The sequence below is a fragment of the Paraburkholderia sp. CNPSo 3281 genome (assembly GCF_024206515.1).
Classification (GTDB): Bacteria; Pseudomonadota; Gammaproteobacteria; order Burkholderiales; family Burkholderiaceae; genus Paraburkholderia; species Paraburkholderia nodosa.
On record NZ_JAMBPS010000007.1, the window covers coordinates 1 to 24,258 of the forward strand.

25 protein-coding genes are annotated in these 24,258 nt (G+C 60.5%); 11 read left to right on the plus strand and 14 right to left on the minus strand.

The annotated features are described in order from the left end of the window. Nucleotides 1-173 precede the first annotated feature (173 nt). Entirely contained in the window at nt 174-740 is a 567-nt protein-coding gene (locus tag M3I56_RS10230) for a hypothetical protein (RefSeq protein ID WP_254353707.1), read from the minus strand. A 546-nt stretch (nt 741-1,286) separates the two neighbouring features. On the opposite strand from M3I56_RS10230, the gene gspG reads away from it, so the two are divergent. After that, entirely contained in the window at nt 1,287-1,751 is a 465-nt protein-coding gene (gene gspG, locus M3I56_RS10235) for a type II secretion system major pseudopilin GspG (RefSeq protein ID WP_254353708.1), read from the plus strand. A 352-nt stretch (nt 1,752-2,103) separates the two neighbouring features. On the opposite strand, the gene M3I56_RS10240 is transcribed toward gspG, so the two are convergent. Further along, the gene (locus M3I56_RS10240) at nt 2,104-2,556 is read right to left on the minus strand and encodes a helix-turn-helix domain-containing protein (protein ID WP_254353709.1); all 453 of its coding nucleotides are present in this window, start codon (nt 2,554-2,556) and stop codon (nt 2,104-2,106) included. A gap of 125 nt (nt 2,557-2,681) precedes the next feature. Here M3I56_RS10240 and M3I56_RS10245 point away from each other — a divergent pair, with 125 nt between their 5' ends. From M3I56_RS10245 to M3I56_RS10270, 6 genes are all read left to right on the plus strand, one after another. Further along, on the plus strand, nt 2,682-3,317 hold the full coding sequence (locus M3I56_RS10245; RefSeq protein ID WP_254353710.1) for an NADPH-dependent F420 reductase: 636 nt from the start codon (nt 2,682-2,684) through the stop codon (nt 3,315-3,317). A 51-nt stretch (nt 3,318-3,368) separates the two neighbouring features. Continuing rightward, the gene (locus tag M3I56_RS10250; RefSeq protein WP_254353711.1) at nt 3,369-4,337 is read left to right on the plus strand and encodes an SDR family oxidoreductase; all 969 of its coding nucleotides are present in this window, start codon (nt 3,369-3,371) and stop codon (nt 4,335-4,337) included. 77 nt (nt 4,338-4,414) lie between these two features. Then, entirely contained in the window at nt 4,415-5,356 is a 942-nt protein-coding gene (locus M3I56_RS10255; RefSeq protein WP_254353712.1) for an SDR family oxidoreductase, read from the plus strand. A 42-nt stretch (nt 5,357-5,398) separates the two neighbouring features. Continuing rightward, on the plus strand, nt 5,399-6,025 hold the full coding sequence (locus M3I56_RS10260; protein ID WP_302056762.1) for an NADPH-dependent F420 reductase: 627 nt from the start codon (nt 5,399-5,401) through the stop codon (nt 6,023-6,025). An 86-nt stretch (nt 6,026-6,111) separates the two neighbouring features. Beyond that, nucleotides 6,112-6,534, plus strand: coding sequence for a nuclear transport factor 2 family protein (locus M3I56_RS10265; RefSeq protein ID WP_254353713.1), 423 nt, complete (start codon nt 6,112-6,114; stop codon nt 6,532-6,534). Nucleotides 6,535-6,580: 46 nt separating this feature from the next. Next, on the plus strand, nt 6,581-7,012 hold the full coding sequence (locus M3I56_RS10270; RefSeq protein ID WP_254345572.1) for a nuclear transport factor 2 family protein: 432 nt from the start codon (nt 6,581-6,583) through the stop codon (nt 7,010-7,012). A gap of 203 nt (nt 7,013-7,215) precedes the next feature. Here the strand turns inward: M3I56_RS10270 and M3I56_RS10275 are convergent, their stop codons facing one another. Beyond that, nucleotides 7,216-8,073, minus strand: coding sequence for a PA4780 family RIO1-like protein kinase (locus tag M3I56_RS10275; protein ID WP_254353956.1), 858 nt, complete (start codon nt 8,071-8,073; stop codon nt 7,216-7,218). Between the two features lie 696 nt (nt 8,074-8,769). Between M3I56_RS10275 and M3I56_RS10280 the strand changes: the two genes are divergently transcribed. Beyond that, on the plus strand, nt 8,770-9,777 hold the full coding sequence (locus M3I56_RS10280; protein WP_254353714.1) for a serine hydrolase: 1,008 nt from the start codon (nt 8,770-8,772) through the stop codon (nt 9,775-9,777). 145 nt (nt 9,778-9,922) lie between these two features. On the opposite strand, the gene M3I56_RS10285 is transcribed toward M3I56_RS10280, so the two are convergent. The 6 genes from M3I56_RS10285 to M3I56_RS10300 all read right to left on the minus strand — a co-directional run bounded on the left by M3I56_RS10285 (nt 9,923) and on the right by M3I56_RS10300 (nt 15,767). Further along, nucleotides 9,923-10,726: a lipid II flippase Amj family protein gene (locus M3I56_RS10285; RefSeq protein ID WP_254353715.1), complete on the minus strand. Its 804-nt coding sequence runs from the start codon at nt 10,724-10,726 to the stop codon at nt 9,923-9,925. 406 nt (nt 10,727-11,132) lie between these two features. After that, the gene (locus M3I56_RS10290; RefSeq protein ID WP_254353716.1) at nt 11,133-12,080 is read right to left on the minus strand and encodes a type II CAAX prenyl endopeptidase Rce1 family protein; all 948 of its coding nucleotides are present in this window, start codon (nt 12,078-12,080) and stop codon (nt 11,133-11,135) included. A 195-nt stretch (nt 12,081-12,275) separates the two neighbouring features. Next, the gene (locus tag M3I56_RS10295) at nt 12,276-12,614 is read right to left on the minus strand and encodes a hypothetical protein (protein ID WP_254353717.1); all 339 of its coding nucleotides are present in this window, start codon (nt 12,612-12,614) and stop codon (nt 12,276-12,278) included. Between the two features lie 764 nt (nt 12,615-13,378). After that, nucleotides 13,379-13,504: a hypothetical protein gene (locus M3I56_RS41040; protein WP_302056764.1), complete on the minus strand. Its 126-nt coding sequence runs from the start codon at nt 13,502-13,504 to the stop codon at nt 13,379-13,381. A gap of 207 nt (nt 13,505-13,711) precedes the next feature. After that, nucleotides 13,712-13,846: a hypothetical protein gene (locus tag M3I56_RS41045; RefSeq protein ID WP_302056765.1), complete on the minus strand. Its 135-nt coding sequence runs from the start codon at nt 13,844-13,846 to the stop codon at nt 13,712-13,714. Between the two features lie 256 nt (nt 13,847-14,102). Continuing rightward, nucleotides 14,103-15,767 (minus strand): ABC-F family ATP-binding cassette domain-containing protein, encoded by a 1,665-nt coding sequence (locus tag M3I56_RS10300; RefSeq protein WP_254353718.1) that lies wholly within the window; start codon nt 15,765-15,767, stop codon nt 14,103-14,105. Nucleotides 15,768-16,301: 534 nt separating this feature from the next. Here M3I56_RS10300 and M3I56_RS10305 point away from each other — a divergent pair. Both M3I56_RS10305 and M3I56_RS10310 read left to right on the plus strand, forming a co-directional pair. After that, nucleotides 16,302-17,597, plus strand: a complete 1,296-nt coding sequence (locus M3I56_RS10305) for an MFS transporter (RefSeq protein WP_254353719.1) — start codon at nt 16,302-16,304, stop codon at nt 17,595-17,597. A gap of 43 nt (nt 17,598-17,640) precedes the next feature. Further along, nucleotides 17,641-18,423, plus strand: a complete 783-nt coding sequence (locus M3I56_RS10310) for a substrate-binding domain-containing protein (protein WP_254353720.1) — start codon at nt 17,641-17,643, stop codon at nt 18,421-18,423. Between the two features lie 34 nt (nt 18,424-18,457). Here M3I56_RS10310 and M3I56_RS10315 read toward each other — a convergent pair whose 3' ends face one another. The 4 genes from M3I56_RS10315 to M3I56_RS10330 all read right to left on the minus strand — a co-directional run bounded on the left by M3I56_RS10315 (nt 18,458) and on the right by M3I56_RS10330 (nt 22,593). Further along, the gene (locus tag M3I56_RS10315; RefSeq protein ID WP_254353721.1) at nt 18,458-19,426 is read right to left on the minus strand and encodes a LysR family transcriptional regulator; all 969 of its coding nucleotides are present in this window, start codon (nt 19,424-19,426) and stop codon (nt 18,458-18,460) included. Nucleotides 19,427-19,676: 250 nt separating this feature from the next. Next, nucleotides 19,677-21,440: an MOSC and FAD-binding oxidoreductase domain-containing protein gene (locus tag M3I56_RS10320; protein ID WP_254353722.1), complete on the minus strand. Its 1,764-nt coding sequence runs from the start codon at nt 21,438-21,440 to the stop codon at nt 19,677-19,679. Between the two features lie 41 nt (nt 21,441-21,481). Further along, nucleotides 21,482-22,303: an META and DUF4377 domain-containing protein gene (locus M3I56_RS10325; RefSeq protein ID WP_254353723.1), complete on the minus strand. Its 822-nt coding sequence runs from the start codon at nt 22,301-22,303 to the stop codon at nt 21,482-21,484. A gap of 62 nt (nt 22,304-22,365) precedes the next feature. Then, complete coding sequence (locus tag M3I56_RS10330; protein WP_254353724.1) at nt 22,366-22,593, minus strand: hypothetical protein; 228 nt, start codon at nt 22,591-22,593, stop codon at nt 22,366-22,368. Nucleotides 22,594-22,830: 237 nt separating this feature from the next. Between M3I56_RS10330 and M3I56_RS10335 the strand changes: the two genes are divergently transcribed. Beyond that, nucleotides 22,831-23,178, plus strand: coding sequence for a cache domain-containing protein (locus tag M3I56_RS10335; protein WP_302056767.1), 348 nt, complete (start codon nt 22,831-22,833; stop codon nt 23,176-23,178). A gap of 224 nt (nt 23,179-23,402) precedes the next feature. On the opposite strand, the gene M3I56_RS10340 is transcribed toward M3I56_RS10335, so the two are convergent. Continuing rightward, nucleotides 23,403-23,831: a VOC family protein gene (locus tag M3I56_RS10340; RefSeq protein WP_254353726.1), complete on the minus strand. Its 429-nt coding sequence runs from the start codon at nt 23,829-23,831 to the stop codon at nt 23,403-23,405. Nucleotides 23,832-24,258 lie beyond the last annotated feature (427 nt).

The following is a 24,258-nucleotide window of genomic DNA, read 5'->3' on the forward strand; positions in this document are numbered from 1 at the left end:
GGGTGACGGCGGGGGGCGGGACATGGTGGACTCCAGCAACGGATTCCACGTGCCGCGCGGCGGCCATGCTGCCGCATGATTATCGCGGCAAAAGCGTGATCGCAGATGATGGCCCCGGCAGCGTGGCCTGGACTCGACAGCAGGTGTCCCAGAGGTGCTGCTGTGAAGCGTAATCACGAAACGTCTGTACGACGGCGGTGCAATACCGGGTCGCGACGTGCCCGATACACCACAAAGACCATCCAGAGCGCGAGCAAGCTGAAGCTCCACCATCGTAGATATGATCCCCATCCCCAGATGAGCGACCCGAACGCCGAAAGCGTTAGCCCACGCTTGGCGGCCAGGACGTCGCTCAGAACTTCACCGGACTTGAATATCGCGCCCTTGTCTGCGCGAGCGATAACCAGATCGGTCACGGTGTGCTCAATGTACGGGCGTGATGCCAGCAGAAGCCCGATGATCGTCGCTATCGATCCGGACCGTTCGAATAGACCCCAATGTCCAGAGGCTTGCGCAATGCAGGCGCATATGATTTCCGGACAAACAGCCAGCGCAATCATCGCGATGCTCCAGGCGACGTAGCCCTCCGGCGCCCGCAGCACTCCTTGTTGAGGATTGCTGACGCTGCGGTTCACAGGCTCTTCGTTCAAAATATGCTCTCCAATTACCCACGGGCTCATGCTTTCCTCGATGATCTTCGCGATCTCGACATCGGCCTGCTCCGTACTGCGCGAAGGCATCCGTTCAATAGACCGCGTCTATCTCCGCACTGAGCCTCACATCCAGTGCGAGTTTTGTCGACCGCGAACATGAGGTTCTGAGCTTGCTCAAAATGTCCGTTGACATAGATCATCGGCGCGTTCATGTGTCCGATGTGCAGCTTATCTGACTTGTCAGCTATATTCAAGATTTTTTAGCAAGCTGCCGGCTTGAGGAGCGGACAGTGACGCCGGTCCCGTTGAAGGGCCGTGGCGCGCTCGTCACCGCTTCGATCGCCCCTTCACTGCAGCGTTGCTTGCCGACGCACGCACTGGTCGCACAGCGCCCCACGACTGAACGCGACGATCATTCCGGCTCGAGATTCATCCTTTTATCGGCGATCGACGACACGGCATCGGTCAGAGCGCAGGATCGTTCCTCGTCCATTGTCTGGCGCGCTCCGCAGACTACATTTACTTTACATCCCTGGCACGACAAAACTTAGAATGACCGGCCGGCCTTATTTTGACCGCTCTCTGGTCGCGAGGAACCCCGCGCGTTTTTTCCCGAATAATAGGCAACAAATTATGAAATTGAGGACTGGTCGCCGCACGGATATCGCGGGTCTGCGCAGCCGTGATCAGCAAGGGTTTGCGTTTAAAAGAATTATCGTCGTGGTTGCGATGCTCGGCGTGCTGGCCACACTAATCGCCTTGAAGGTCATGAGTGGCCCGGAAGGGGGGAAGCGTGTCGCTGCGAAACAGGACGTCGACACGATCATGCAGGCGCTGACGCTATACCACCGCGACAACGGCCGCTATCCAACCCAGCAGCAAGGCCTGCGGGCGCTGACCGAGAAACCTGCTACTAGTCCGGTGCCGATCTTCTGGAAGGACGGCGGCTATCTCCAGCGTTTGCCGAACGATCCATGGGGCAACGCGTATCGGTATCTCAATCCGGGTGTGCATGGTGAGATCGACGTATTCAGCTACGGCGCCGACGCAAAGCAAGGCGGTGAGGGTAACGACGCCGACATAGGCTCGTGGGAATAGCCTGCTCCCTTTCATTGCGTACCCGCTGCTTACCGCAACGGCGTCCGTATGTCCGACCTCGCTCGAAAGGCACGTCGTAGGGGTGTCGCCGATGTTCGAACGTCCGCGCGAAGGTGTGGGCCAGCGCCTGTCGATGACCGAACCCGGAGGTTCATCGAAAGCCCGTGCGCAGCGGATCGCATTGGCCGGCGAACTTCCGTAGTTGACCCTGAGGAGCCACTGAGATCGGTGAAACATCAGTGGCGGCTTCCAGGACCGTTTCGGACATCGGCTTTGTTATTCGCCGCACCTCGTTGCCGGTGGTGTGTGCATATTGTTCGTGCGACGTGACAGGGCGCGCTTGCCGTCTTGCTCATTCCTTGCTGTCAGGAAACATACATCCGCCATTGCGGACCAGCGCCTTCACTTCTTCGCCCACCTGCATAGGACTTTGACGTAGTCGAGCAACGAACTCCTTGCTGCGCCGTACATACGACTTCGAATCGTGCTTCGCGCTCCAAAGAACGATGCTAAGCACGACGGGAATGAGGTCCAGGCCCTTCTCGGTCAAAGTGTAGAAGTCCTTACGCCTGTCATCGGGGCTGGTCGCCTTCAAGAGAATTCCTTGTTCCTCCAGAAAGGCGAGGCGGGAAGCAAGGACATTGGTCGCGATTCCCTCTTCCGATTTCAGGAACTCGCCATACGTCTTCTTGCCAACAAAAACGATGTCACGAATGATCAGGAGCGACCACCGGTCGCCAAAGATCTCCACGCCGTAGTTCACCGCGCAATGGGACCGAACGCCGTCTTTAGATGTCGTCTTCATAGCTAGATTTTAACATCGCTTGTATTCAACAAGTAAAATTCCATTGTTTACTTGTTTTTTGCAAGTAATGTGATTAGCATGCTTTCTGAAGAGTACGAGCACCACCCAATTCACCAGGAGACTGCATGAGCACTATCAGCATCATCGGCGCAGGTGGCATGGCCGCAGCGATCGGCGGCCTTGCCGCCAAGGCCGGACACACCGTCGAGGTGATGAGTCGCGACGCTGCCAAGGCGCGGGCGCTGGCCGAGCACATAGGAGCCGGTGTGACGACAGGAACGTTCGGCGCCGGGCCGGCCGGGGACATTGTCATCTTGGGGATTCCCTACTCCGCCGTCCTCGACGTGGTGAAGCAATATGGCGAAGAGCTAGCAGGCAAACTCCTCGTTGACATCACAAACCCCATCAAATTCGACTTGTCGGGCTTCTTGACCCCTGAAGGCAGTTTCGGCGCGCAGGAGATCGCCAAGGCCGCCCCTGCCGGTGCGGATATCGTCAAGGCGTTCAACACCCAGAACGCCCAGGTCCTAGCTGCCGGTCCAGTCGAGGGCCATTCATTGGACGTGTTTATCGCCGGTGACGACGCGCAGGCGAAGGCGCGTCTCTCGGCGTTCATCGCAACCCTCGGACTGCGCCCGATGGATACCGGGCAGCTGTCCATGGCGTGGACGCTGGAACACGCCTGCATGTTGTGGCTGGGCCTCATGACCCACTCCGTCAAGCACGGCAAATTCTCAATCGGTGTCAGCCTTCTCGGCTGAGTGGGCCGGTGCCAGCACCTCTCGAATCGCATACTCACGAGGAGCGATAACATGCGCGTTTTCGTCACTGGCGGGACCGGCCACGCCGGTTCGTACGTCATTCCCGATCTCGTTGCGGCCGGCCACGAGGTCACCGCTCTGGCCCGCTCCGACGCGGCCGCAGCAGCGGCGTCCGCGCTCGGCGCCAAGGTGCGCCGTGGGGATCTCGCCGACCTCGAGGAGCTCAAAGCAGCGGCGGCGGAGTCGGACGGCGTCATCCACTTGGGGTACCGGGCCGATCTGCTTTCGTCCGGCGGGATCACGGCCCTCGGCGATTCCGAACTCTCGATCGTGCACTCGTTCGGCGAGGCGCTGGCAGGCACCGGAAAGCCGCTGGTCGTCGCAGGCACTATCGGCGCGCCTTCGAATGTGGGCCGGGCGGGTCGTATTGGCGCGCCGATCAGCTTGGGTCGTCCGGCAACCGAGGATGATCCCGCGCTTCCTAGCGGCCCTCTGGATGCAGGCACTCTGGTGGCGCGCAACATCGTGGAGACCGCCGTGGTCGGCCTTGCCGAGCGAGGCGTGCGGTCTTCGGTCGTGCGCATTCCGACCCTCGTTCACAGTGCGACCGGTCGCCTGCAGTTGATCTTGATCGCGAAAGCGAAGGGCTTCGCCGCCTATGCTGGCGAGGGCCAGAACCGGTGGCCCGCCGTGCACGTTCGCGATCTTGCCTCCTTATTCCGCCTGGCGCTGGAGAAAGGGGCCGCCGGCAAGACTTGGCACGCGGTTGCCGACGAAGGCATCTCGTTCCGCGAAATCGCCGAGGCCATTGCCGCTCGTCTGGGCATGCCTGCCAGGAGCATTCCCTTGGACGAGTTGATGGTGCCGGGCCACTTCGGATTCCTGTCCGCTGTGGTCACGCTCGACCTCCCGGCATCCAGCGCCATTACGCGCCAGGCCCTCGGCTGGGAACCTGTTCAACCCGGCCTAATCGAGGACCTCGATAACGGACATTATTTCCCTGCCGCTGACTTGAGCTGAGGGCAGGGGGCGGGGCACACCGAGCCCGGCGAATACCCAGCGCTTTTCACATCACATCATTCACAAGGAGCACGCACATGCATGTATTTGTCACTGGCGGGACCGGCCATTCCGGTCCGTACATCATCTCCGACCTGATCGCTGCCGGCCATGAGGTCACCGCTTTGGCCCGCTCGGACGCGGCCGAGGCGGCGGTGTCCGCGCTCGGTGCCAAGGCGCGTCGCGGCAGCCTTGAGGATCTCAACGGGCTCAAGGAAGCGGCCGCGGCCGCTGACGGTGTCATCCACGTTGCCCACAGGCAGGACCTGCTTCCTACCGCCGGGATCAACGGCGTGGCCGCTGCGGAACTGGAGATCATGCTCGCATATGGCGAGGCCCTGGCGGGCACGGACAAGCCGCTGGTCACGTCGGGGAGCATCGGCTCGCCCGGCTGGGAAGGCCTGGGCCGGCCGGCCACCGAGGAGGATCAGCCCCTTCCCGGCGGCGATCCGTACAAGAATACCCTGCGGGTTCGTAACATCGTGGAAACCACGGTGATTGGCCTCGCTGAGAAGGGCGTCCGGTCTTCGGTCGTGCGGATTCCTGAGATCATGCACAGCACGACCGATAACGCCGGCTTCCTTCCGCTGCTGATCGGCCTCGCGAAGGAAAAGCGTGTTGTCGGCTACCCCGGCGACGGTCAGAACCGGTGGGCCGCCGTGCATGCTCATGACCTCGCCACCGTGTTCCGTCTGGCGCTCGAGAAGGGTCCCGCCGGGAGAAACTGGCACGCGGTTGCTGACGAAGCTTTCACGTACCGCGAGTTCGCTGAGGCGATTGGCAGCCGTCTGAACCTACCCGCCGTGCCCATTCCCGCGGACGAGCTCATGCTGCCCGGATTTTTCGGGATCCTCGCGAATCTGGTCAAGCTGGACACCCCGGCGTCGAACGCCATCACACGCCAGACCCTTGGCTGGGAGCCTACTCGGCCCGGACTGTTCGCCGATCTGGACAACGGCCATTACTTCCCTGCCGGCTGACCCCGCCAAGGGACCACCAACGGCACCGCAACTCTTGGGAGAATGAAGATGAGTACTATCAGCATCATCGGCGCAGGAACCATGGCCACGGCGATTGCCGGCCGTATTGCCGACGCCGGGCATACCGTCGAGGTAGTCAACCGCGACCCCGACAAGGCACAGGCGCTGGCCGACAAGCTCGCGGCCGGAGCGACGACAGGGACGTACGGCGCAGCGCCGGCGGGCGACATCGTCATCCTCGCCGTGCCGTACAGCAGTGCGGCGGCGGTGGTGGCCGACTTTGGGGAAGCGCTCGACGGCAAGGTGATCATTGACATCGCCAACCCCGTTGCCCCCGACCTTTCGGGCCTCGTCACCCCCCACGGCAGTTCTGGAGCGCAGGAGACCGCCAAATGGCTCCCCGCTGGCGCGCATGTCGTGAAGGCGTTCAACACCATCTTCGGTCACGTACTCGCCAAGGGTGGACGCCTCGACGCGTTCATGGCAGCCGACGACGCGGGGGCCAAGGCGCGCGTCTCGACCTTCCTCGAAAGTCTCGGTCTGCGCCCATTTGATGTTGGGGGTCTGAACATGGCCCAGACGCTAGAGGCGGCCGGCCTGATGATGATCGGCTTGGCCAAAAACGGCGCCGGCACCTGGAACTTCGCCCTGAACGTCGATCTCGTCTGAACGACCGACACCACGGCGTCGCCGGCAGGTCAAAAACACCAATGGGAGCAAGTCAGCAGACAGCGCCGACTACGAAAGGATTTGAGGTGTCTAGCGACGAGGAAGTCATTAGGAAGCTCTACGCCGCCTCGGATGAGCGAGCGACGGTCGTCAACAAGATTGCCTCCATGTTTTCTTGCGAAGGATACATGTGGGATATGGTCGCCGGCATGAAGTTCCGAGGGCAGGTTATTGGCGAGTCCATCGCTGTCTTCGCAAGGGCATTCCCCGACGTCCGCCGAGAGTTACTTAACGTCTACGTCGCGCAGAACGTCATCATTGTCGAACTCGCAACGCGGGGAACACATATAGGTGAGCTGCCGCTTCCCGCTGGTGCTCTAGCTCCTACGGGCAAGTCAATCGATGTCCCGTCTTGCGATGTCTTTCACCTCGGCGAGGGTGCGAAGATCACATCCTTCCATTGTTACAGGGAGGCTGCCGTAATGCAGCGGCAACTTGGCGTCGGCTGAGTCCCTGTCGCCAAGCTATCCGATGTGAGAAAAATGGAGACGTGCGATGAGCATCGAACACAATGTCCAGATAGTTAAGGACTTCTTTGCAGCAATGGGCCGCAGCGATAGGCAAGGTCTGCTGGCGCTGACTTCCGAAGATATCGAGTGGATCATTCCGGGCAAGGACTGGCCGCTGGCCGGCACCCACCGCCGACACGCGGGATTGGCGGATCTACTTCAGAAGGCTTCCGAAATGGTGGAAACGTCATACCCCGCCCCTCCCGAATTCGTAGCCCAGGGCGACCGGGTTCTGGTCGTCGGCTTCGCGACGGGCAGAGTCAAAGCCACGAACAAGACGTTCGAAGACCACTGGGTCTTTGCCATCACCGTTCGAAATAGCAAAGTGACGAACATCCGGGAGTACATCGACACGCTTGCACTGGCGCGGGCCTCCGAACTGCCAGGCGAGCGCCAAGGTATCGATAGCGGCAATTGACCCGACGAACAAAATCATGGACTGAACGTCGCTTAGCTGCGTGCAGCGGACCTTCGAATGTCCGACTCCTTCGCAGGTCGACTGACCGGAACTGGCCGGGTTCTGCCTGTCGTCGAACCACGGCGAGCATCGCCACCTGGCCGAGCGGCGACGTCCTCGAAGACCTTTACTTTCGGGCGATCTTCGGGGGACATCGAGCACGGTTACCGGCCTGCGCCCAGTTCCTGCTGTCGCCGCACTCGCGCGTGCTCGTCAAGACGTGTCTCTTCGAGTTCCTGCAGCACGCCATCGAGGTCTACAGGTCGCGTGTCGACTTCGATGCGACCGGTCAGTTGGGCATCGACATGCAGCCGCCCTGCTTCAAAGAGCGCCCAGATCTCCGTGCCATAACTCGCGGTGAGTATTTGCGGTGCAAACCGCCCGAAGTACGCGGCCAGGTTGTCGACGTCTCGCTTGAGCATCGAGGCGGCTTCGTTGTTGCCGGCTGCGTCGACGGCCTGCGGCAGATCAATGATCACCGGCCCGTCCGCTGCCAGCAGGATGTTGTATTCCGACAGGTCGCCGTGAATCACCCCTGCGCAGAGCATGCGGACAACCTGGTTCAGCAGCAGCGCATGCAGTTCGAGGGCGCGGGCTTCGGTCAGATCGACATCGTTGAGCCGTGGTGCGACGTCACCCACCTCGTCGATCACCAGCTCCATCAGCAGCACGCCGTCGGTACAAATATAGGGTTGCGGCACGCGTACACCTGCGTCGGCAAGCCGGAACAGCGCGTCGACTTCAGCGTTCTGCCATGATGCTTCCTGCATCTGACGGCCGTAGCGCGTACCTTTTTCCATCGCCCGCGCCTGCCGGCTGTTCTTGACCTTGCGACCGTCCCGATACGACGCGGCTTGCCGAAAACTGCGCTGCTTCGCGTCCTTATAAACCTTGGCGCAACGCGTCGATTCGCCACTGCGCACGACGTAGACTGTTGCCTCCTTGCCGCTCATCAACTGGCCGATGACTTCGTCGATAAGTCCTTCTTCGAGAAGTGGTGCAAGTCGTTTGGGTATTTTCATGCGATCGTCCGCCGTGCATGGCCCGCTGAGGTATGCGCGACCAAAAAACCGATGAATCGGGCAGCCGGTGCTGGCGGCCGTAAGCTTGCCGCGTGGGAGATGGATGGAGTCATGCCGGATTATAAACGTGGCCGAGGACGAGCCGACGCAAATCTCCCGGCGACTGCGTAGATGCATTGCGCCGCAGTTCCAGACCGCTCGCTGCCTGGCACGACGGGCGACACGCGACCCATAGGGGACCTTCCACTCGCCCGATAGCAGCCATTTGGCCGTCGCTGACGAAGCGACAATTGGCATGGACCGCAGTAACCAGGTTGCTCGTCACAAAGGCGATGCAAGCAGAGAACGAGGCTGCGGTCATGGGGTGAGCAACCATCCTCGTCCTCGCGGGATCACCCACATTGTTCAGGTCGTACGCCGCCCTGAGGGTTGCGCGCCGTTTGTCTCCGAGTCGTTCGGCGGTGCAGTGCCGCCGGGGATAAGTCTGACGCCGCTCGAAGAGTGGCTCGCGCGGTCACAGCCTCATCTCCGCGCAGGCGAAATGTGGGCCGTTGATCCGTTCCGGCTGGCCTCAAGGAACTGAAGCCCTCTTGAACGTTCCTTCCAGGTTGCCGAGCCGGGACGAACCGCGACGAAAGGCTTCGCCGTCGTCACAGCGGGTACAATTCGGCAAAAATCCTGCCGATGCGTGAATCAATGACCGACCTCAACCGATTTCTGGCGGAAACGACTGCGAGCGGCAAGATTCCTGGCGTGTCGCTTGCCACCCTTCGCGCGGGGACGAGAAGCGCCGAACATTACTTCGGCGTTCGCGGTGCGCACGACCGCGCCGGTGTCGATGCGGCGACCGTCTTTGAGGCTGCCTCTCTCACCAAACCGCTAATCGCCTACATCGCGCTCCAGCTTTTCGAAGAAGGGCTGCTAGATCTGCAAAAACCCCTCTTTGACCTCTGTGGGGAGTACGTACCCGGCGACATGAATTCTCAGCGGATTACTGCCTGTCATGTGCTGACACACACGAGCGGTCTACCGAATATTGTCCGCGACAAAGCTCCGCTTCGCACATATTTCATCCCCGGCGAGCGATTCAGCTACGGCAGCAGCGCGTTTGCATGGCTTCAGCGCGCAATGGAAACCGTAAGCGCACGCCCACTAGAAATGTTGGCGCGAGAGCGCGTATTCGAGCCGTTGGGCATGCGACATTCGAGCCTGGAGTGGCAGGAGCGTTTCTCGGTTAACCATGCGCAGGGCCACGAATGGGAGGGCCAGTCGGTGCCTAAGCGTCACGTGCAAACGGCGCAGGCCTCGTGGTCGCTTCTGACGACGGCATCCGACTACATCAGCTTTGTTCAGCACGTACTGGCTCGCCGAGGCTTGGCGGCCGCGAGCTATCATCAATGGTTCGCGCCGCGCATCAATACGCGGCAAGGCGACGATGCCGAAGACCTCACCGGTCAAAATCCCCCGGATCTGAACGTTGCCTGGGGATTGGGTTGGGGTCTCGAACCCTTCCAAGGTTGCTTCTTTCACTGGGGAAACAATCCGGGATTCCGGGCGCTTGTTCTCGCCAATCGTGCGACACAGGATGCGGTCGTCTGGTTCGCCAATTCGGCCAGAGGCTTGAGGCTGGTGCATACAGTCGTACGAGAAGCTGTTCCGGGCGATCATCCCGCCGTCAAATGGCTTCGGATCGGTAGCTTGTGATGCATCGTCGCGGGCTCCGAATGACCGAAACCGACAACCCCTGCTCACACGATGGCGCACAGAAACGGGCGACTAAAGTAGGTCCTGAGGCGCCCGTCTTCCTTTCCGATACGGTCACTCCATTCGCGCCTAATACCTCGGGTCGCTAAATGAGTTCTGCGACGCGAACGATGGTCAGGGCCGCCGGCACCAAAACGGCCTGCGCGCAAAGTGTCCCGAGTACGCGCGCGCCGGCCAAAGTTGTGATGGCCCGCCGGAAGCTGTTTTCTGAGATGCGACCTTCGATTACATCGTCTGTCATCACCGAAACCTGTGGGTCGATGACAACTGCCAGGACTACGGTAGCCAGCCCGTTGATTACTGACGACAGATTTGCACACGTAACGCGCAAATCAGGCTTCAGATACCCAGCGTACAGCGATGCAAAAACACCCACAGTCCAGATCGCCATCGCGATAACGTTCAGTCCGATGACTTTCCGGGAAACACCTGCGCCGGATGCCAATTGGGTTACGTTGTGCCGGGACGGGAGCCGCGCTCCAATCCGAATGTAGTTGATGCCGCCTCGACTGAAGATATGGAGTAGCAGACGGGGGACCGAGCGATTTGCCTGAAAGTGCTCAACAGCGCGGCTGAAATAACGCTGGAAAGTAGGAATCAGGAACGTTCCGACAACGCTTGCCAACGTGGCGGTCAGCAGGAAAAGCCGGAAGTCGCCGAGCAAACCATGCTCCATGTGATGCGCAATATCTAGCTCAACCCGCTTCGCTATGAATGGTCCTTGAAAGGAGTTCGCCGTTCGTGAAACTAAGGCGATGATCCCGAACAAAGAGAATGACACGGCGATTCGGCGCGTGCGAACGCCGGCAATCCGGACCGCATACGCTAGCGTCGCAATCACGTGGATTACGAATGTAAGCCCGCATATGATCAACAGCTGAATGTCCATGTCGTCACGGTTGGCTTGTATCGAAGCCTACGACTGTACACTGCCGCTCCGATTGTTGACGACTTTGCTTTACTCGCCGTGTGGCCGGAACTGGCCGACCACGGGCGGACGGCGAATGCATCAAACCCGAAGCGGACCTTCAGTGCTCTCTGGAGGAGACATTTGAGATGAGCCGCAAGGGATAGTTTCTCCCCGTTTAGCGCACTCGACTCGGGAGTGACAAACTTGCGTTCGGATCACTCATGTAACATCGAGGCTAAATTCGTCGGGTGTCGCATCGATAAGCCGGGAAGAAAAAATGATCCGTTTCAGTTTTCTCTTTGCTGCCTTATGTCTCGAGACTTCACTGTGCATGCGGCCGGTTTTCGGTTCATTGATACCCCAGCCAACGGAGCGCTCCAGCCTCTCAAAGGAGCAGTCTGGTATCAGACAGGTATTCGCCAGTCGGATTAAACCAGCCGTTCGTTTTTTGCAAAAAGAGATACACCAACACCAAAGGCAGCGCGCTTTTTACCAGTGCGAAAAAAACTGCGTCCGGGATCGAGATAGGAATACTGGAATGCTGGCCGGTAAAGATCATCGGTATCAACCCCACCCAAATATTTGCCATTGAATGTGCACCGACTGCAAGCTCAAGCCGTCGATCCCGCAAACTCAAAAAGGAAAATCCCACGGAATCAAAGAACATGACTGTCTTCACAGGCCATTTATACTGAGTGTGGAGTAGTGCGAAAGAAACGGCGACCAATACCACGACGACGACTGGGGTGCGAATATACTGGCCTAGCGTCTGTGTCAGCCACCCCCGCATAAACAGCTCTTCTCCAAATGCGAAAAAAGAGACGCCGAGCAACAGAACGAGTCCGGATAGCGCTCTTAATATCGGATTTACATTCGGATCAGTCTGCGTATGGAAATGTCCAATCGGAGACGTCCATACATCGAAGCGCACCCCAGCATAAATCCACATGATCGCGACACTGACCATGTAGAAAGACAGATAAAGCGCCGCACCGAGCAAAAAGCGTTTTACGCTGAATTTCAGATCGATGGAAATCAGGGAGCGGAACGGACGTCGCAAAACGAATTTGCACGCAAGCCAGAAACCCAAAACTCCGACGGGGCCTCCCGCGTCAGAAAGCAAATTTTGAATAGCTAGATTGAAGCTGAAATGATGGAAATACAGGGATCGATACGCCTGCATTCCCGGAATGGGCAGCAACAAGGCGCCGAACGTGCCTACGGCGCTGAGACACGCAAGAATCAGAATAGTCAGAGCAAGAGCCCGCCAGTCGGTTCGCCCCAACTTGGCAAGATCGATGAACGCACGTGCAAAATCGTTTTTGGTTTTCATGAGCACATTTCGACTAGAACAGCGGTTGCTATTTTCTGCACAGTGCTGTGGAACATCGTGACAGCATCCCTTGGAACGCGTAGCGACAGCGCTACAGCGTAGCTGCGCTATACCGATGAAGAAAGGCGTCCAGTCGCGGGACCAGTTGCGCACCATTGTTCATCGATCAGGCAACGACTCCGATCTACCGGGAATTCACGGCCTGTACATCAGGGTATGGCTCCTAGTTACCACCACCACCCCGCCGCCGTTGTGGCCAGCCAGCGAACGCGCATAACCAGCCGTGTAGCCAGCCACGAAACCAATCGGCGAAGTCTGGAACGAGTTCAGATTTGCGGTTTCGGCTTGACCCAAGGACAAACCTTGCTGGGCGGCGTCATAGCCTGCGATGGCCGAGTTCGTCCAGCTTCCGGCATTATTGTCTACCATGCCTTGCACCGCTTGCCCGAGTTGTCCATCACTCGCGGCTTGCGCGATGGAATCGTTCAATCCGGCGAGCGTATCTCCAAATTCTGAGTTACCGGTGACAGCCATCTTCTGGGTCGACGTTATCCTTACCGGTTGCCGTCGATTTTGACACACGACGCCGAAGGCCAGAGACTTGCCGGCTGCCGCCCGATGTGGTCGCCTCAATCCGACCCACCTGTTGCCGAAATGCTTAACTCTCGCGGCCTAGCAGTACGTTTTTGTAGTGCAAACGCGCGACGTGCACCGTCGCTTGGCCAAAAACGAATCCACCAACGCCACCGCCGATCATCGCTCCAACGACCGATTGATTGGCAAATGTCCCAACTAGAGAACCCAATCCGGCGCATATGGCGCACGCGAGGAGACCAGCCCATGTCTGCCAATGCCGCCATGTTCGACGATAGGCACGTCGCCAATATGCGCGTCTATCTCTCGCGCTTAGATTTGCCAGCTCAGGGATGCTCTTCAACGTCCAAAAGATTGTCATTCCCTATCTCCTACCCGTTTGTTCGCGCCGAAGAATTGTCGACGAACTTCGTCCCGCTGTCGGATGTCCGAAGATGGCCGACCACTGCCCGACGCAGACGCCCGAAACTGACCCGACGAGCCATCCGATCGGCTGCACCGAACGACCGTTACTGGCTAAAGCACGGGTCGGCAGCCACGCACGGTTCGTTAAGATCGCTGCTCTCAAGTTGGGATCGATCATATATGACAAACGACCGGCAGCTTTGGGTCACTACGTCCATTACCCCGGAACTGTTGCGCGGCGCCCTCGAATTGGAACAGGTGGCGTGGAGCTCATTAATCTCGGCTTCGGAGGCGGCGCTTTACTCGACCCCTTCACTGCTCGGGCGATGCGAGACCCCCCGGCCAAGCTGGTCAGCGCGAAAATCGGCATCAACCTCGTCAACACCGATTTGATGCGTTTGTGTGCCTTTACGCCAGCGGTTCATGGCTTTCTCGACTCGATCCGCGAGGGCCACCCAACCACACCGCTGCTCGTCATTTCGCCCCTCTACTGTCCCATTCACGAGGACACGCGTGGCCCCGGAGCATTCGACCAAAGTGAGCTGGCGGCAGGAAAAGTATCGTTTCGCGCGACAGGTGATCCTGCCGAGCGTAAAGCTGGCAAACTGACGTTGACCGCCATCCGGGAAGAATTACGGCGCATGGTGCAGCAGCGAACGGCGGACGATCCACACCTGCACTATCTCGATGGACGAGACCTGTACGGCCAACGGGATTTCGTCGATCTGCCGCTTCCCGATCAACTCCACCCGGATGGCCGCGCGCATAGGCGCATCGGCGGTCGGTTCGCCGAACTCGCGTTCGGTTGCGGTGGGCCCTTTTGCGTCAAGCGCCCCGAGCTACAGGGCGAGGCAGTGTTCCCGCGAGCGGACATACGAGGAGGACGCATGAGTGTCGCTTCATGGCCGATATCTTGCATTGGAGCGCGCTTGCCCGCACGATTGCCGAAGTCCTTGGCGAACGACCGCGCTTCGCCTCCCATACAACGCCCGCCGCCCGCCCGGGGGTATCTCAGGCGCCCTTCTACTCTGCGGCAGCCTGCTCGCGCGTGCGACGGGCTTCGTCGCGCAGGAACTCCTGATAGTCGTCCAGATCGCCGTCGAAGGGCTCGACGCCGCCCTTGGTGACCAGCCAGAACTCATCACAAACGGCGCGCAGCAGGGCCCGGTCGTGACTGACCAGCATCACCGTGCCTTCGAATTCGTTGAGCGCCATGGCTAGCGCTTCGCGTGTGGCCAGGTCGAGGTGGTTGGTAGGCTCGTCGAGCAGCAGCAGGTTGGGGCGCTGCCACACGATCATGCACAACACGAGCCGCGCCTTTTCGCCGCCGCTCATCGTGCTAACCGCCTGATGGACCATGTCGCCACTGAAGTTGAAGGTGCCGAGGAAAGTCCGAAGCGATTGTTCGGTTCCACTCTGTCCGGGGGCGCGCATGTGAGCCGGCGTGTCTTTGGCAAGGCGGATCATGTGTTCCATCGGTGTGTCGAGCGGGCGCAGCACGTCGAGCTCCTGCTGTGCGAAGTAGCCGATGTTCAGGCCTTTGCCTTCGCTGATTTCGCCGGCAATCGGCACCAGCGAGTGCGCGACCGTCTTCACCAGCGTGGACTTGCCCTGGCCGTTGGCACCGAGAATGCCGATGCGTTGCCCGGCCAGCACGGAACGGCTGATGCCCCGCACGATGACCGTGGGCGGCGTGCCCGGCAGTGCGCCGGTCGGCGCGGGGTAGCCGAAGCTTGCGTCCAGCATCGACAACAGCGGGTTCGGGACGTTGAGGGGCTCCTTGAACTCGAAGGTGAACTCCGCATCGGCAAGCACCGGTGCGATCTTTTCCATGCGTTCGAGCGCCTTGACCCGGCTCTGCGCCTGTTTCGCCTTCGAGGCCTTGGCCTTGAAACGGTCGATGAATTTCTGCAGATGAGCAATCTTGTCCGCCTGCCTGGCCATCGCGGCCTGCTGCAACAGGAGCTGCTCAGCGCGCATCTCTTCGAACTTGCTGTAGTTGCCGCCGTAACGCCCGAGCTTGGCGTTGTCGACGTGCACCGTCACCTGCGTCACCGCGTCCAGGAATTCGCGGTCGTGGCTGATCACTACCAGGGTTCCTTGATAGCGCTTGAGCCAGGCTTCCAGCCAGACCAGCGCGTCGAGGTCGAGGTGATTGGTCGGCTCGTCGAGCAGGAGCAGGTCGGACGGGCACATGAGCGCGCGCGCCAGTTGCAGTCGCATGCGCCAGCCGCCGGAGAAACTGTTGACCGGCTGGCTAAGCTGCGCAGCACTGAAGCCAAGGCCCAGGATCAGCGCCTGGGCACGTGCGGGGGCATCGTGCGCACCGGCGTCGTGCAGACTCATGTAGGCGTGCGCCATGCGCATGCCGTCGTCGCTGGCCTCGGCGGCGGCGACTTCGGCCTGCGCGGCCAGCAGCACGGTGTCACCCTCGACGACAAAGTCGGTCGCGTTCTGCGTGGTCTCCGGCATCTCCTGCGCGACCTGGCCCATCCTGTATGCGGCGGGAATCGAGAACTCGCCGCTATCTTCGTGCAGCGTGCCGTTGAGCAGGCCGAAGAAGGACGACTTGCCGGCGCCATTGCGGCCGACAAGACCAATCTTTTCGCCGGGGGTGAAGGTGACGGATGCGCGGTCGAGTACGACATTAACGCCGCGGCGCAGCGTGAGATTACGGACGGAAATCATAAGGAGCTACTTCGGAGAGGACATGCATGATAGCCGACCGGACGTGCAGGGCTGTCTCATTTCTGAGCCGCGTGCGCTTTGCGGCGCCCACCGTCCACAAAACAAGGCAGGCCCGGGCGCACCGGGCATACCGGCTGCGGGGCCAGCGAACATACCGGTGAATGACGGCCCTTGGCCGACCACCGCCCCACGCCCGAGCGAGGCGATCGCCCCGGGCGCAGTTTTTCATGCAAAAGGCATAACCCGACCCGTTTCCGCCGCTCACGTCGCCCCCTCGAGTGTCGCAATCGCGCTTCAAGGCCGACTCATAGTCAGCATTCAAACATGTATCAATACGCGGGTGGTGAGCCTGTGACGACCGCCGCCGCGTTGCGGCATACGAAACGGCGCGGCGGCCTCAACATCGATTGATAACGACAGAACATCAATCGTTCGGAAATTTGCACTTATCGTTTTGCCGGCTCCGGGCGAACATTGCCAAAACCACAATCGCCCGGAACGCCGCGTATATTCTGGATTTCAGGAGACACCTCGATGCACCCCTCGTCTAATCTTTCGACCAGACACTCAAAGGCCGCCGCGGTTTTCCGCGTAACGGCCGGGAATTTCCTGGAGCAGTTCGACTTCTTCCTGTTCGGCTTCTACGCCACGCAGATCGCCAACGTTTTCTTTCCCGCCAAGAGCGAGTTCGCCTCGTTGATGATGACCTTCGCGGTTTTCGGTGCCGGTTTCCTGATGCGGCCGCTGGGCGCGATCGTGCTTGGTGCCTACATCGACGACGTCGGCCGCCGCAAGGGCCTCATCGTCACGCTTTCCATTATGGCGAGCGGCACCATCCTGATCGCGTTCGTACCGGGCTATGCGACGATCGGACTTCTGGCACCCGCGCTCGTGCTGCTCGGGCGGCTGCTACAGGGCTTCTCGGCGGGCGCCGAGCTCGGCGGCGTGTCGGTGTATCTCGCCGAGATGGCAACGCCCGGCCGCAAAGGCTTCTTCACGAGCTGGCAGTCCGCGAGCCAGCAGGTAGCGATCGTCGTCGCTGCGGGCCTCGGCTTCGCGCTCAATCAATGGCTGAGCGCACCGGCCATCGCCGCATGGGGCTGGCGCGTACCGTTCTTCGTTGGCTGCATGATCGTGCCGTTTATCTTCATGCTGCGTCGCAATCTGGAGGAAACGCAGGAGTTCAAGGCGCGCCAGCATCGTCCGGGCATGAAGGAAGTATTCGGCACGCTGGTCCAGAACTGGGCCGTCGTCGTCGCGGGCATGATGCTGGTGGCGATGACCACCACGAGCTTCTATCTCATCACGGTCTACGCGCCGACCTTCGGCAAGACGGTCCTGCATCTGAGCACCGCCGACAGTCTGCTCGTGACGCTGTGTGTCGGCGTTTCGAACTTCGTGTGGCTACCGATCGGCGGGGCGCTCTCCGACAAGATCGGGCGCCGGCCGCTCCTCGTCGGCATGACGGTGCTCGCCATCTCGACCGCATACCCGGCACTGTCGCTGCTCGCTCACGCGCCGAGCTTCGTCAACATGCTGCTCGTCCTCCTTTGGCTCTCGTTCATGTACGGAATCTATAACGGCGCGATGGTCGTCGCGCTCACGGAGGTGATGCCTGTGCAGGTACGCGTTGCTGGATTCTCGCTCGCCTACAGCCTCGCTACGGCCGTGTTCGGAGGCTTCACGCCAGCGATTTCGACGGCGCTCATTCATATGACCGGCGACAAGGCCGCACCCGGCTACTGGATGAGCCTCGCCGCAGCGTGCGCCCTTTTGGCGACGTTCGCGCTCTATCGCCGCCGCGCAGTGACACTGACGCCGGCGCACTGATGCGCTTCCCCCGCACCCATCGCAACCCTGCACGACCACAACCATGAGAAATCTGCTTCTGAAACTTTGCGCGGCAGCGCTCGTCGCAACCTCGGCCGCTGCGGCGAACGTGCAGGCTGCCGACCTGCACGTCATGAGCTCGGGCGGCTTCACCGCCGCGTACAAGCTGCTCGGCCCAAGGTTCACTTCCCAGACGGGCAACACGCTCGACACCGCGCTCGGCCCGTCGATGGGCAAATCGCCCGAAGCGATCCCCAACAGGCTCGAGCGTGGCGAGCCTGCGGACGTCGTCATCATGGTCGGCTACGCACTTGACGATCTGATCAAGCAAGGCAAGGTCATCCCCGGATCGCGGGTCGAGCTGGCCGATTCGCGCATCGGCATGGTCGTGCGCGAAGGTGCGGCGAAGCCCGACATCGGCTCTGCCGAAGGCCTCAGGCAGACCTTGCTGCATGCAAAGTCGATTGCCTACTCGGACAGCGCAAGCGGCGTCTATATCGAGCGAGAGTTGTTCAGGAAGCTCGGCATCGTGGATCAGGTCAGGTCGAAGGCGAAGATGATTCCGCGCATTCCAGTGGCGTCGGTGGTGGCGAACGGTGATTACGAAATCGGCTTCCAGCAGGTGAGCGAACTGCTGCCCGTCCAGGGTGCCACGTTCGTTGGCAAGATTCCCGAGTCTCTGCAGTCCGTCACGCGATTCGCCGGCGGCATCCCCGTGGGCGCGCAGCATCCGAAGGAAGCGAAGGCGCTCCTCGACTATCTCGCATCGCCCGATGTGCAACCCGAAGTGAGATCGACCGGGCTCGATTCCGTCTCCGCGCATTGAGGCAGAACCATGGGAAGGCTTATCGGAGCCAACCTCACGATGCGGTCTTTCTTCTTGTCTTCGCCATCGTCGTCGCGCCGTCGCCCACGGCATCACTCCGTGCGACGCCGGCGCGCTTCGTCTCGACGATCGTCCGGTGAAACTCCTGTGCGGCGGGCGTGAGCGGCCGTCCGCGGCGTCTTACGATTCCCACGCGTCGTTTCACCACCGGTTCGACGAGCGGCACGCTCGTGAGGATTGGGTGATCATGTCCGGGCATGGCCATCGACGGCACGGCGGCGACGCCGAGCCCCGCTTCGATCAACCCGAGCATGGTCGTGACGTGCCGGGTTTCGCAAACGCTCGGCGCTCGCGGCGCCACGGCAGCGAGCGCCTGGTCGAGCAACAGGCGGTTACCGGAAGTCTTGTCGACCGAGACGTAGTCGTGTTCGTAGAGCTCGTCCCAGGTCACGCGCTTCTTGCGTGCGAGGGGATGGTCGCGGCGGCAGGCAGCAACAAACCGCTGCTGCAGCAGGACTTTGAACTCGATCTCAGACTCTTGACTGCCCATAAAGCTCACGCCGAAATCAGCCTCGCCGCTGATGACGGCGCCAAGCACCTCGTTAGCGCTCGAATCGAGGAGCTTGACCCGGATGCGTGGAAAGCGGCGATGATAGCTCGCGATGACGCTCGGCAGAAAGTAATACGCCACCGAAGGCACGCACGCGATAGTCACATGACCCAGGCGGCTCGATGAAACATCGCGAATGCCGAGCAGCGCGACGTCAAGATCATCGAGTAGTTGTTCTGCGCTTGGGGCGAACACGCGGCCGACGGTGGTGAGCGTGACGCTGCGCGTGGTGCGCTCGAAGAGACGCACGCCGAGTGCTTCCTCGAGCTTGTCAATCCGACGACTCAAGGCTGGCTGGGATATGTTCACCGCCTCCGCGGCCTTTCGGAAGCTTCCCAGCTCCACCACCGCGCGAAACGCCTGCAAGTCATTCAAGTCAAAGTTCACGCCCACGACCGGCCTCCGCATCTTGGATGCCGTCTATTTTGCATGATTCGGCAGAGATTCCCTCCACCCAACATTCGTGTTCGGGACGCAGCTGTCTCTTTATGGCCCAGACTCTGCCGAACGCGGAGGTGGGGCACTTCGAACCGAGATGGGACCGGGCACCGTCGTCCTGGTGACGGCTACTTGCTCTCCCATGTTGCACACATAACGGCCAATATTCGCGCGCGCAGGAACAGGGCGCTTTCGGTACGACTGCTTAGATGTCGATCACGACATCGCCTTGCGGCCTTCCGCAGCAGATCAAGACATTTCCGTCTGTGGGCGAATCGAGCGGATCAGGCTGGTAAGTGACGGTCCCGGAGATCAATCCGCTCTCACAGTTGTGGCAAACACCCGTCCGGCAGGACCAGCGCACCGGGACGTCGCAGGCTTCAGCCAGTTCCAGAATGCTCTGATGGGCCGCCGCGTTCCAGTGTGCAGCGATGCCGCTGCGCGCGAACGACACCAGCGGACCCGTGTTTGCGTCGTCGCTGGGCGGATGAGGCGTACGTTCTGGAGCGCCGACAATGCCAGGATTGAAGGCCTCGCGGCCATTGAAGATCTCAGCATGAATGCGCTGCGGCGGTACGCTCAAAGCCGAGAGCGCTGCTTTCATGTCCGCCATGAAACACGCTGGTCCGCAGAGATAGACATCCGCTTCCCGAGGGATACCGATCTCGCTCAGGACCGTTTGCGACAGGTGGCCGTCGGCATCGAAATCCCTCCCCCTACGGTCAAACGAGCCCGGCGTGCTGTAACAGAGATAGCTGCTTCCATGCGCGAGCGCATGCATCAGGCGGCGTGCCTCGACGGCAAACGGATGATGCTCGCGATCGCGCGCCGCGTGCAGCCACAGAATTCGCCGTGTCGAGCGCGCGGCCGACAGCGCGAACAGCATTGCGAGGACAGGCGTCGCGCCAATGCCCGCGCTGAGCAGGACCACCGGTCCATCACCAGGTAGCAGTACGAAGCTTCCACGCGGCGAACTCACATTGAGCACATCGCCCACTTGCACACTTTCCCGCAGCCAGGTCCCGGCCTTGCCATTCGGCTCGATTTTCACGCTGATCCGATAGCGCGCGGTGGAGACAGCGCCCGAGAGCGAATAACTGCGGAAAAGTGGCGGTCCGCCCGCGCTCGGGTGCAGGCGCAATACCACGTATTGGCCCGGCAATGCCGCTTGCAGAGGCTCGCCATCAACGCTCGTCAACGTGAACGAGAAAACATCCGAAGACTCCCGTTCGATCGCCGCCACCGTCAGTGGACGGAATCCTGGTGCCACCGGGTACGAAGCCGCTGCGGGGGCGAGCCCGGCGTTCCCACTCGTCACGCCTGTCGTGCTGCTCTTCAGCAACGCCTCGAACGACCGCCGCCATCCGGGTGAAAGCGCCTCGATCCGCAACACGCGCGCCAGTTGATCTAGCGGATGATTGGGCGAGTAGAGCAGAGCGTTGGCCTCGGCAACGGTCATTTTCTCCTTCGCCTCGTCCACTTTCACGATCTCGTCGCCAGCGCCCACTTCGCCTTCCTGCAGAACGCGAAAGTAGAATCCTGGCCGTCCGCTGGAAGTTAACAAAGCAGGCATGCCCGGCTCGTTCGTCCGGATGCCCACGCGATAGCAGGTGACGCGAGGCTGCGTGACTTCGAACAGTGCACTGCCGATGCGATAGCGGTCGCCGATGCATACCGCGGAGTCGGGCATGCCTTCGATCGTGAAGTTCTCGCCGAACGCCCCATAGGCGAAGTCATTCCCCTTCAATTGTTCTTGCCAGTAGCGACACGATTCGATCTGATACACGAAGACGGCCCGCTGCTCACCTCCATGTCCGGCAAGATCACCTTGACCGTCGCCCGCCAGATTCAGTCGTCCGGCCCAGCAACGGCCTTGCACGGGGCGCTTCCAGATTCCCGTGTGTACAGTGCGGCCTTTCCACTCGACGTCGCGCGGAAGTCCGACATTCACCGATAGCAGTCGAGCCATTTTCCGTTCCTCCGCGGCGGAGCCGAGCGCGAAGCGATGCGCTAGTTCTTGACCTTTTCCGATTCAACCACCATGTCCAGCACGTATGCAATGGCCGGTGCGTCGGCGGGCGGGTTCTTGATGGTATAGCGTTTGACGCGCAGTACTTCGCGTATTCCAGGCGTGTGGGTATAGCCCTCGATATCCTGATACAGCGGTTGCCATTCACCCGGTGTTCCCGTTGGCAGACCCTGCTCGTCGAAGCGGCGCTCTCGCACCAGCAGACATTGCTTGTCCGGAACGAGCGGATGTTGGCACTGCACCGCTTGCGCGGCCACTTCGAGGAAGGTCGTTTCACCGGGGCCGCCGAAACGGGTCTGAGCAGTGGGCACACCCGTAAAAGTTAGTGTGTCGCCGCTGTCGGCCGCCAGTTGCATGCGCGGGGTGTTGCCACGGGCCAGCAGGCTCACGCCGAGACTTCCATGCAGGCGCTGGGCAATAGCCTCGTCGAGGGCGGCGCGGGCGGCGTCAGGGCAGGCCATCATGGTGCTCACCATCTGGCCAATCTGCAGCCTTCCTTTCTTGACGCTGTAGCTGGCTCCCATATTGTTGCAGCTATTGACTACGTTTAACCGGTCGGCGCTGAATTCCAGTTGCACTGGCTTTTCTGCACTGACAAACAACGCATCGATGCGCATGCCTTTGCTGTCAAATGCGTCGCTGAGTTGCCAGTGATACTGACTGAGGATCCCAGGCTCGATCGCCGGTAGCGCGCTCGCTGCCGCAGCCGTCGACGCGCTCGTTGAAGGCGCCGGGCTTCTTGCGTCAGGTATTTGCGAACATGCGGCAAGGGCGAGCAGCAGAGATAGCGTATTGCATTTCACGGCGGTACCTCAGCTGGTTCGGTGGATGTTTCAGGCAGCCGGTGGCGCGAGGTTCGGCCTGATCAACTCAACGACGCCAGCAAGATAGACAGCTTGCGGATATGCGCCCTGAACGCTTCGGTCATCTCGCGGTTATGGCCGTCGCTCAGATGCGGCGCTTCGGCCAGCTCGACCTGGCCGTGGAACTCGTCGGAAACTTTGCGCCGTTCGTCGGGCGGAAGTATGCGGATGAGGGACACCATCAGTAGTTCCTGTGCATGGATGATACCGAGCACGGATTGTTCGTTCATGTCGACCTCCGTCGGAACGCGGCGATGCAAGTGGCTGAACAGCAGGGCAAAGCGGGCAGCTGACGGCTGCACGAGGCCGATGCTGTCTTCGATGCTCCGTTTTACCTGCCCATACTAGCTCATGGATCGCGTCATCTGGACCAGGGCACCACCGACCTCGGCAATCGAATAAACAGGGCCACGAACCGTTCGTCGAAGGCGAGACAAGTCGAAGCGCTAGTCAACAAAGCCGCCGCGTTGATCGACAGTCAAGGTAAGGCAGCTTTTTCCGAGTTCAGAGTAAAGGACTCGGAGTGGTTGCACGGTGACACATATGTGTTCGTATACGACCTTGAGTCGAATGTCTTGTTGAATACGGGCATCCCAGCGCGCGAGGGGACGAAGGTCAGCGGTCGGAAAGATGTCAATGGCAAGTTGTTTCACGAGGCCATGATTCAGACGGCTAAGACCAGTGGATCGGGATGGGTCGACTACATGTCCCCGAAACCTGGGCAGACCCAGCCATCGCAGAAATGGACCTACGTGAAGGCCGTGACGATCGATGGAGTTCCTGGTCTGGTGGTTTCTGGATTCTATCCCTGGTAGCCCCTTTGGGTTCAACACGACCCAACGCGGGCACGAGTAGGGGGACCATTGGTCCGGCATGGCCGAACCAGGACGCGGTCGACAGAGATCGACCCGTTGCAGCCGCCAGGTCCGCAAGGACGGCGAGGCCTGTTCTCAGCACTTCATCAGCCATTCACCTGGGGGAAGCGAGTGCTTCTCGGCGGCCAAATCAGTCGCACGCGGGACTGCCACAGCGACCGCCATCATTTCTCTTGCCGCATTGATGGCGTAAAGGTGATTCCTACCAGTAATCCTTCTGGCCCGATGAAGCGACTGACGGTCTGGCCCCACGGCTCATTCCGGTTGCTGACCAGCATCCGATACCCTCGTGACTCAAGTTCTGCCGTAGCCGCTTCGACGTTGTCGACATCAAACTCAATCCAGGCTTGCGGGATCGGTACGTCACGAGGCCACGAATCCGTGCCGAAGCACGACTGAGCGGCCTGGGAGAGCGGCCACAAGGCGAAAGTGTTTGCGCCTTGCAGACTCTCCGTATGGAGGTAGCCGCCTTTCTCTTCCTTGAAGGGAATACCGAAGGCCCGACTGTAGAGTTCGCGGCTTGCCTGGGCTTCAATGACAATCGGGCCGAAGCCTGCGACGAACAAGGCCGTGGCTTTTGGGATCTTTTCCATGGTTTCTCCTTTGCCGCGAATGAGCGGCGCCATGAGGAACGAACATGTCCCCCCGCGCCCGTCGAACTGATGTGGCGGCCGCGGAGCATGGATGAGTGTAGGCTTGTTTCAAGTGGCCGACAGGCATCTCCACGCGGTAGCGAACGGCGATCGGGTTGGTTCGGTAGCGCTCGCGGCATCGACTGTGTGTGTCACGTCACAGCGTACTGCTGACGCTCGATTGTCCCTTTCCGACTTTGGTTGAGCGGCCGTGGATGGCCGAGAGCACTAGTTCGATGAAGGTTCTGCTGAGTTGCCGTCGGCGATGTGCAAGGAGCTACCCACGCACCGAGTCTCCGAATATCTCGCCTGTCTGCTCCGTCGACGTTCAGGGCTTGGCGTGAAAACGGAGCAACGTGCTGAGCGGGGTATTGCTGCGTGGCGCCAA

Excerpts from the sequence above, each read along its gene's own strand:
- M3I56_RS10275 (WP_254353956.1), bottom strand. The coding sequence starts at position 8,073 with ATGAAAATACCCAAACGACTTGCACCACTTCTCGAAGAAGGACTTATC.
- M3I56_RS10290 (WP_254353716.1), bottom strand. The coding sequence starts at position 12,080 with ATGAAAACCAAAAACGATTTTGCACGTGCGTTCATCGATCTTGCCAAG.
- M3I56_RS10330 (WP_254353724.1), bottom strand. The coding sequence starts at position 22,593 with ATGAACGAACAATCCGTGCTCGGTATCATCCATGCACAGGAACTACTG.
- M3I56_RS10310 (WP_254353720.1), top strand. The coding sequence starts at position 17,641 with ATGAGAAATCTGCTTCTGAAACTTTGCGCGGCAGCGCTCGTCGCAACC.
- M3I56_RS10270 (WP_254345572.1), top strand. The coding sequence starts at position 6,581 with ATGAGCATCGAACACAATGTCCAGATAGTTAAGGACTTCTTTGCAGCA.
- M3I56_RS10305 (WP_254353719.1), top strand. The coding sequence starts at position 16,302 with ATGCACCCCTCGTCTAATCTTTCGACCAGACACTCAAAGGCCGCCGCG.
- M3I56_RS10340 (WP_254353726.1), bottom strand. The coding sequence starts at position 23,831 with ATGGAAAAGATCCCAAAAGCCACGGCCTTGTTCGTCGCAGGCTTCGGC.
- M3I56_RS10230 (WP_254353707.1), bottom strand. The coding sequence starts at position 740 with ATGCCTTCGCGCAGTACGGAGCAGGCCGATGTCGAGATCGCGAAGATC.
- M3I56_RS10240 (WP_254353709.1), bottom strand. The coding sequence starts at position 2,556 with ATGAAGACGACATCTAAAGACGGCGTTCGGTCCCATTGCGCGGTGAAC.
- M3I56_RS10285 (WP_254353715.1), bottom strand. The coding sequence starts at position 10,726 with ATGGACATTCAGCTGTTGATCATATGCGGGCTTACATTCGTAATCCAC.
- M3I56_RS10320 (WP_254353722.1), bottom strand. The coding sequence starts at position 21,440 with ATGGCTCGACTGCTATCGGTGAATGTCGGACTTCCGCGCGACGTCGAG.
- gspG (WP_254353708.1), top strand. The coding sequence starts at position 1,287 with ATGAAATTGAGGACTGGTCGCCGCACGGATATCGCGGGTCTGCGCAGC.
- M3I56_RS10245 (WP_254353710.1), top strand. The coding sequence starts at position 2,682 with ATGAGCACTATCAGCATCATCGGCGCAGGTGGCATGGCCGCAGCGATC.
- M3I56_RS10255 (WP_254353712.1), top strand. The coding sequence starts at position 4,415 with ATGCATGTATTTGTCACTGGCGGGACCGGCCATTCCGGTCCGTACATC.
- M3I56_RS41040 (WP_302056764.1), bottom strand. The coding sequence starts at position 13,504 with ATGAACCGCTGGCGTAAAGGCACACAAACGCATCAAATCGGTGTTGAC.
- M3I56_RS10295 (WP_254353717.1), bottom strand. The coding sequence starts at position 12,614 with ATGGCTGTCACCGGTAACTCAGAATTTGGAGATACGCTCGCCGGATTG.
- M3I56_RS10300 (WP_254353718.1), bottom strand. The coding sequence starts at position 15,767 with ATGATTTCCGTCCGTAATCTCACGCTGCGCCGCGGCGTTAATGTCGTA.
- M3I56_RS10260 (WP_302056762.1), top strand. The coding sequence starts at position 5,399 with ATGAAGATGAGTACTATCAGCATCATCGGCGCAGGAACCATGGCCACG.
- M3I56_RS10280 (WP_254353714.1), top strand. The coding sequence starts at position 8,770 with ATGACCGACCTCAACCGATTTCTGGCGGAAACGACTGCGAGCGGCAAG.
- M3I56_RS41045 (WP_302056765.1), bottom strand. The coding sequence starts at position 13,846 with ATGCGCGCGGCCATCCGGGTGGAGTTGATCGGGAAGCGGCAGATCGAC.
- M3I56_RS10250 (WP_254353711.1), top strand. The coding sequence starts at position 3,369 with ATGCGCGTTTTCGTCACTGGCGGGACCGGCCACGCCGGTTCGTACGTC.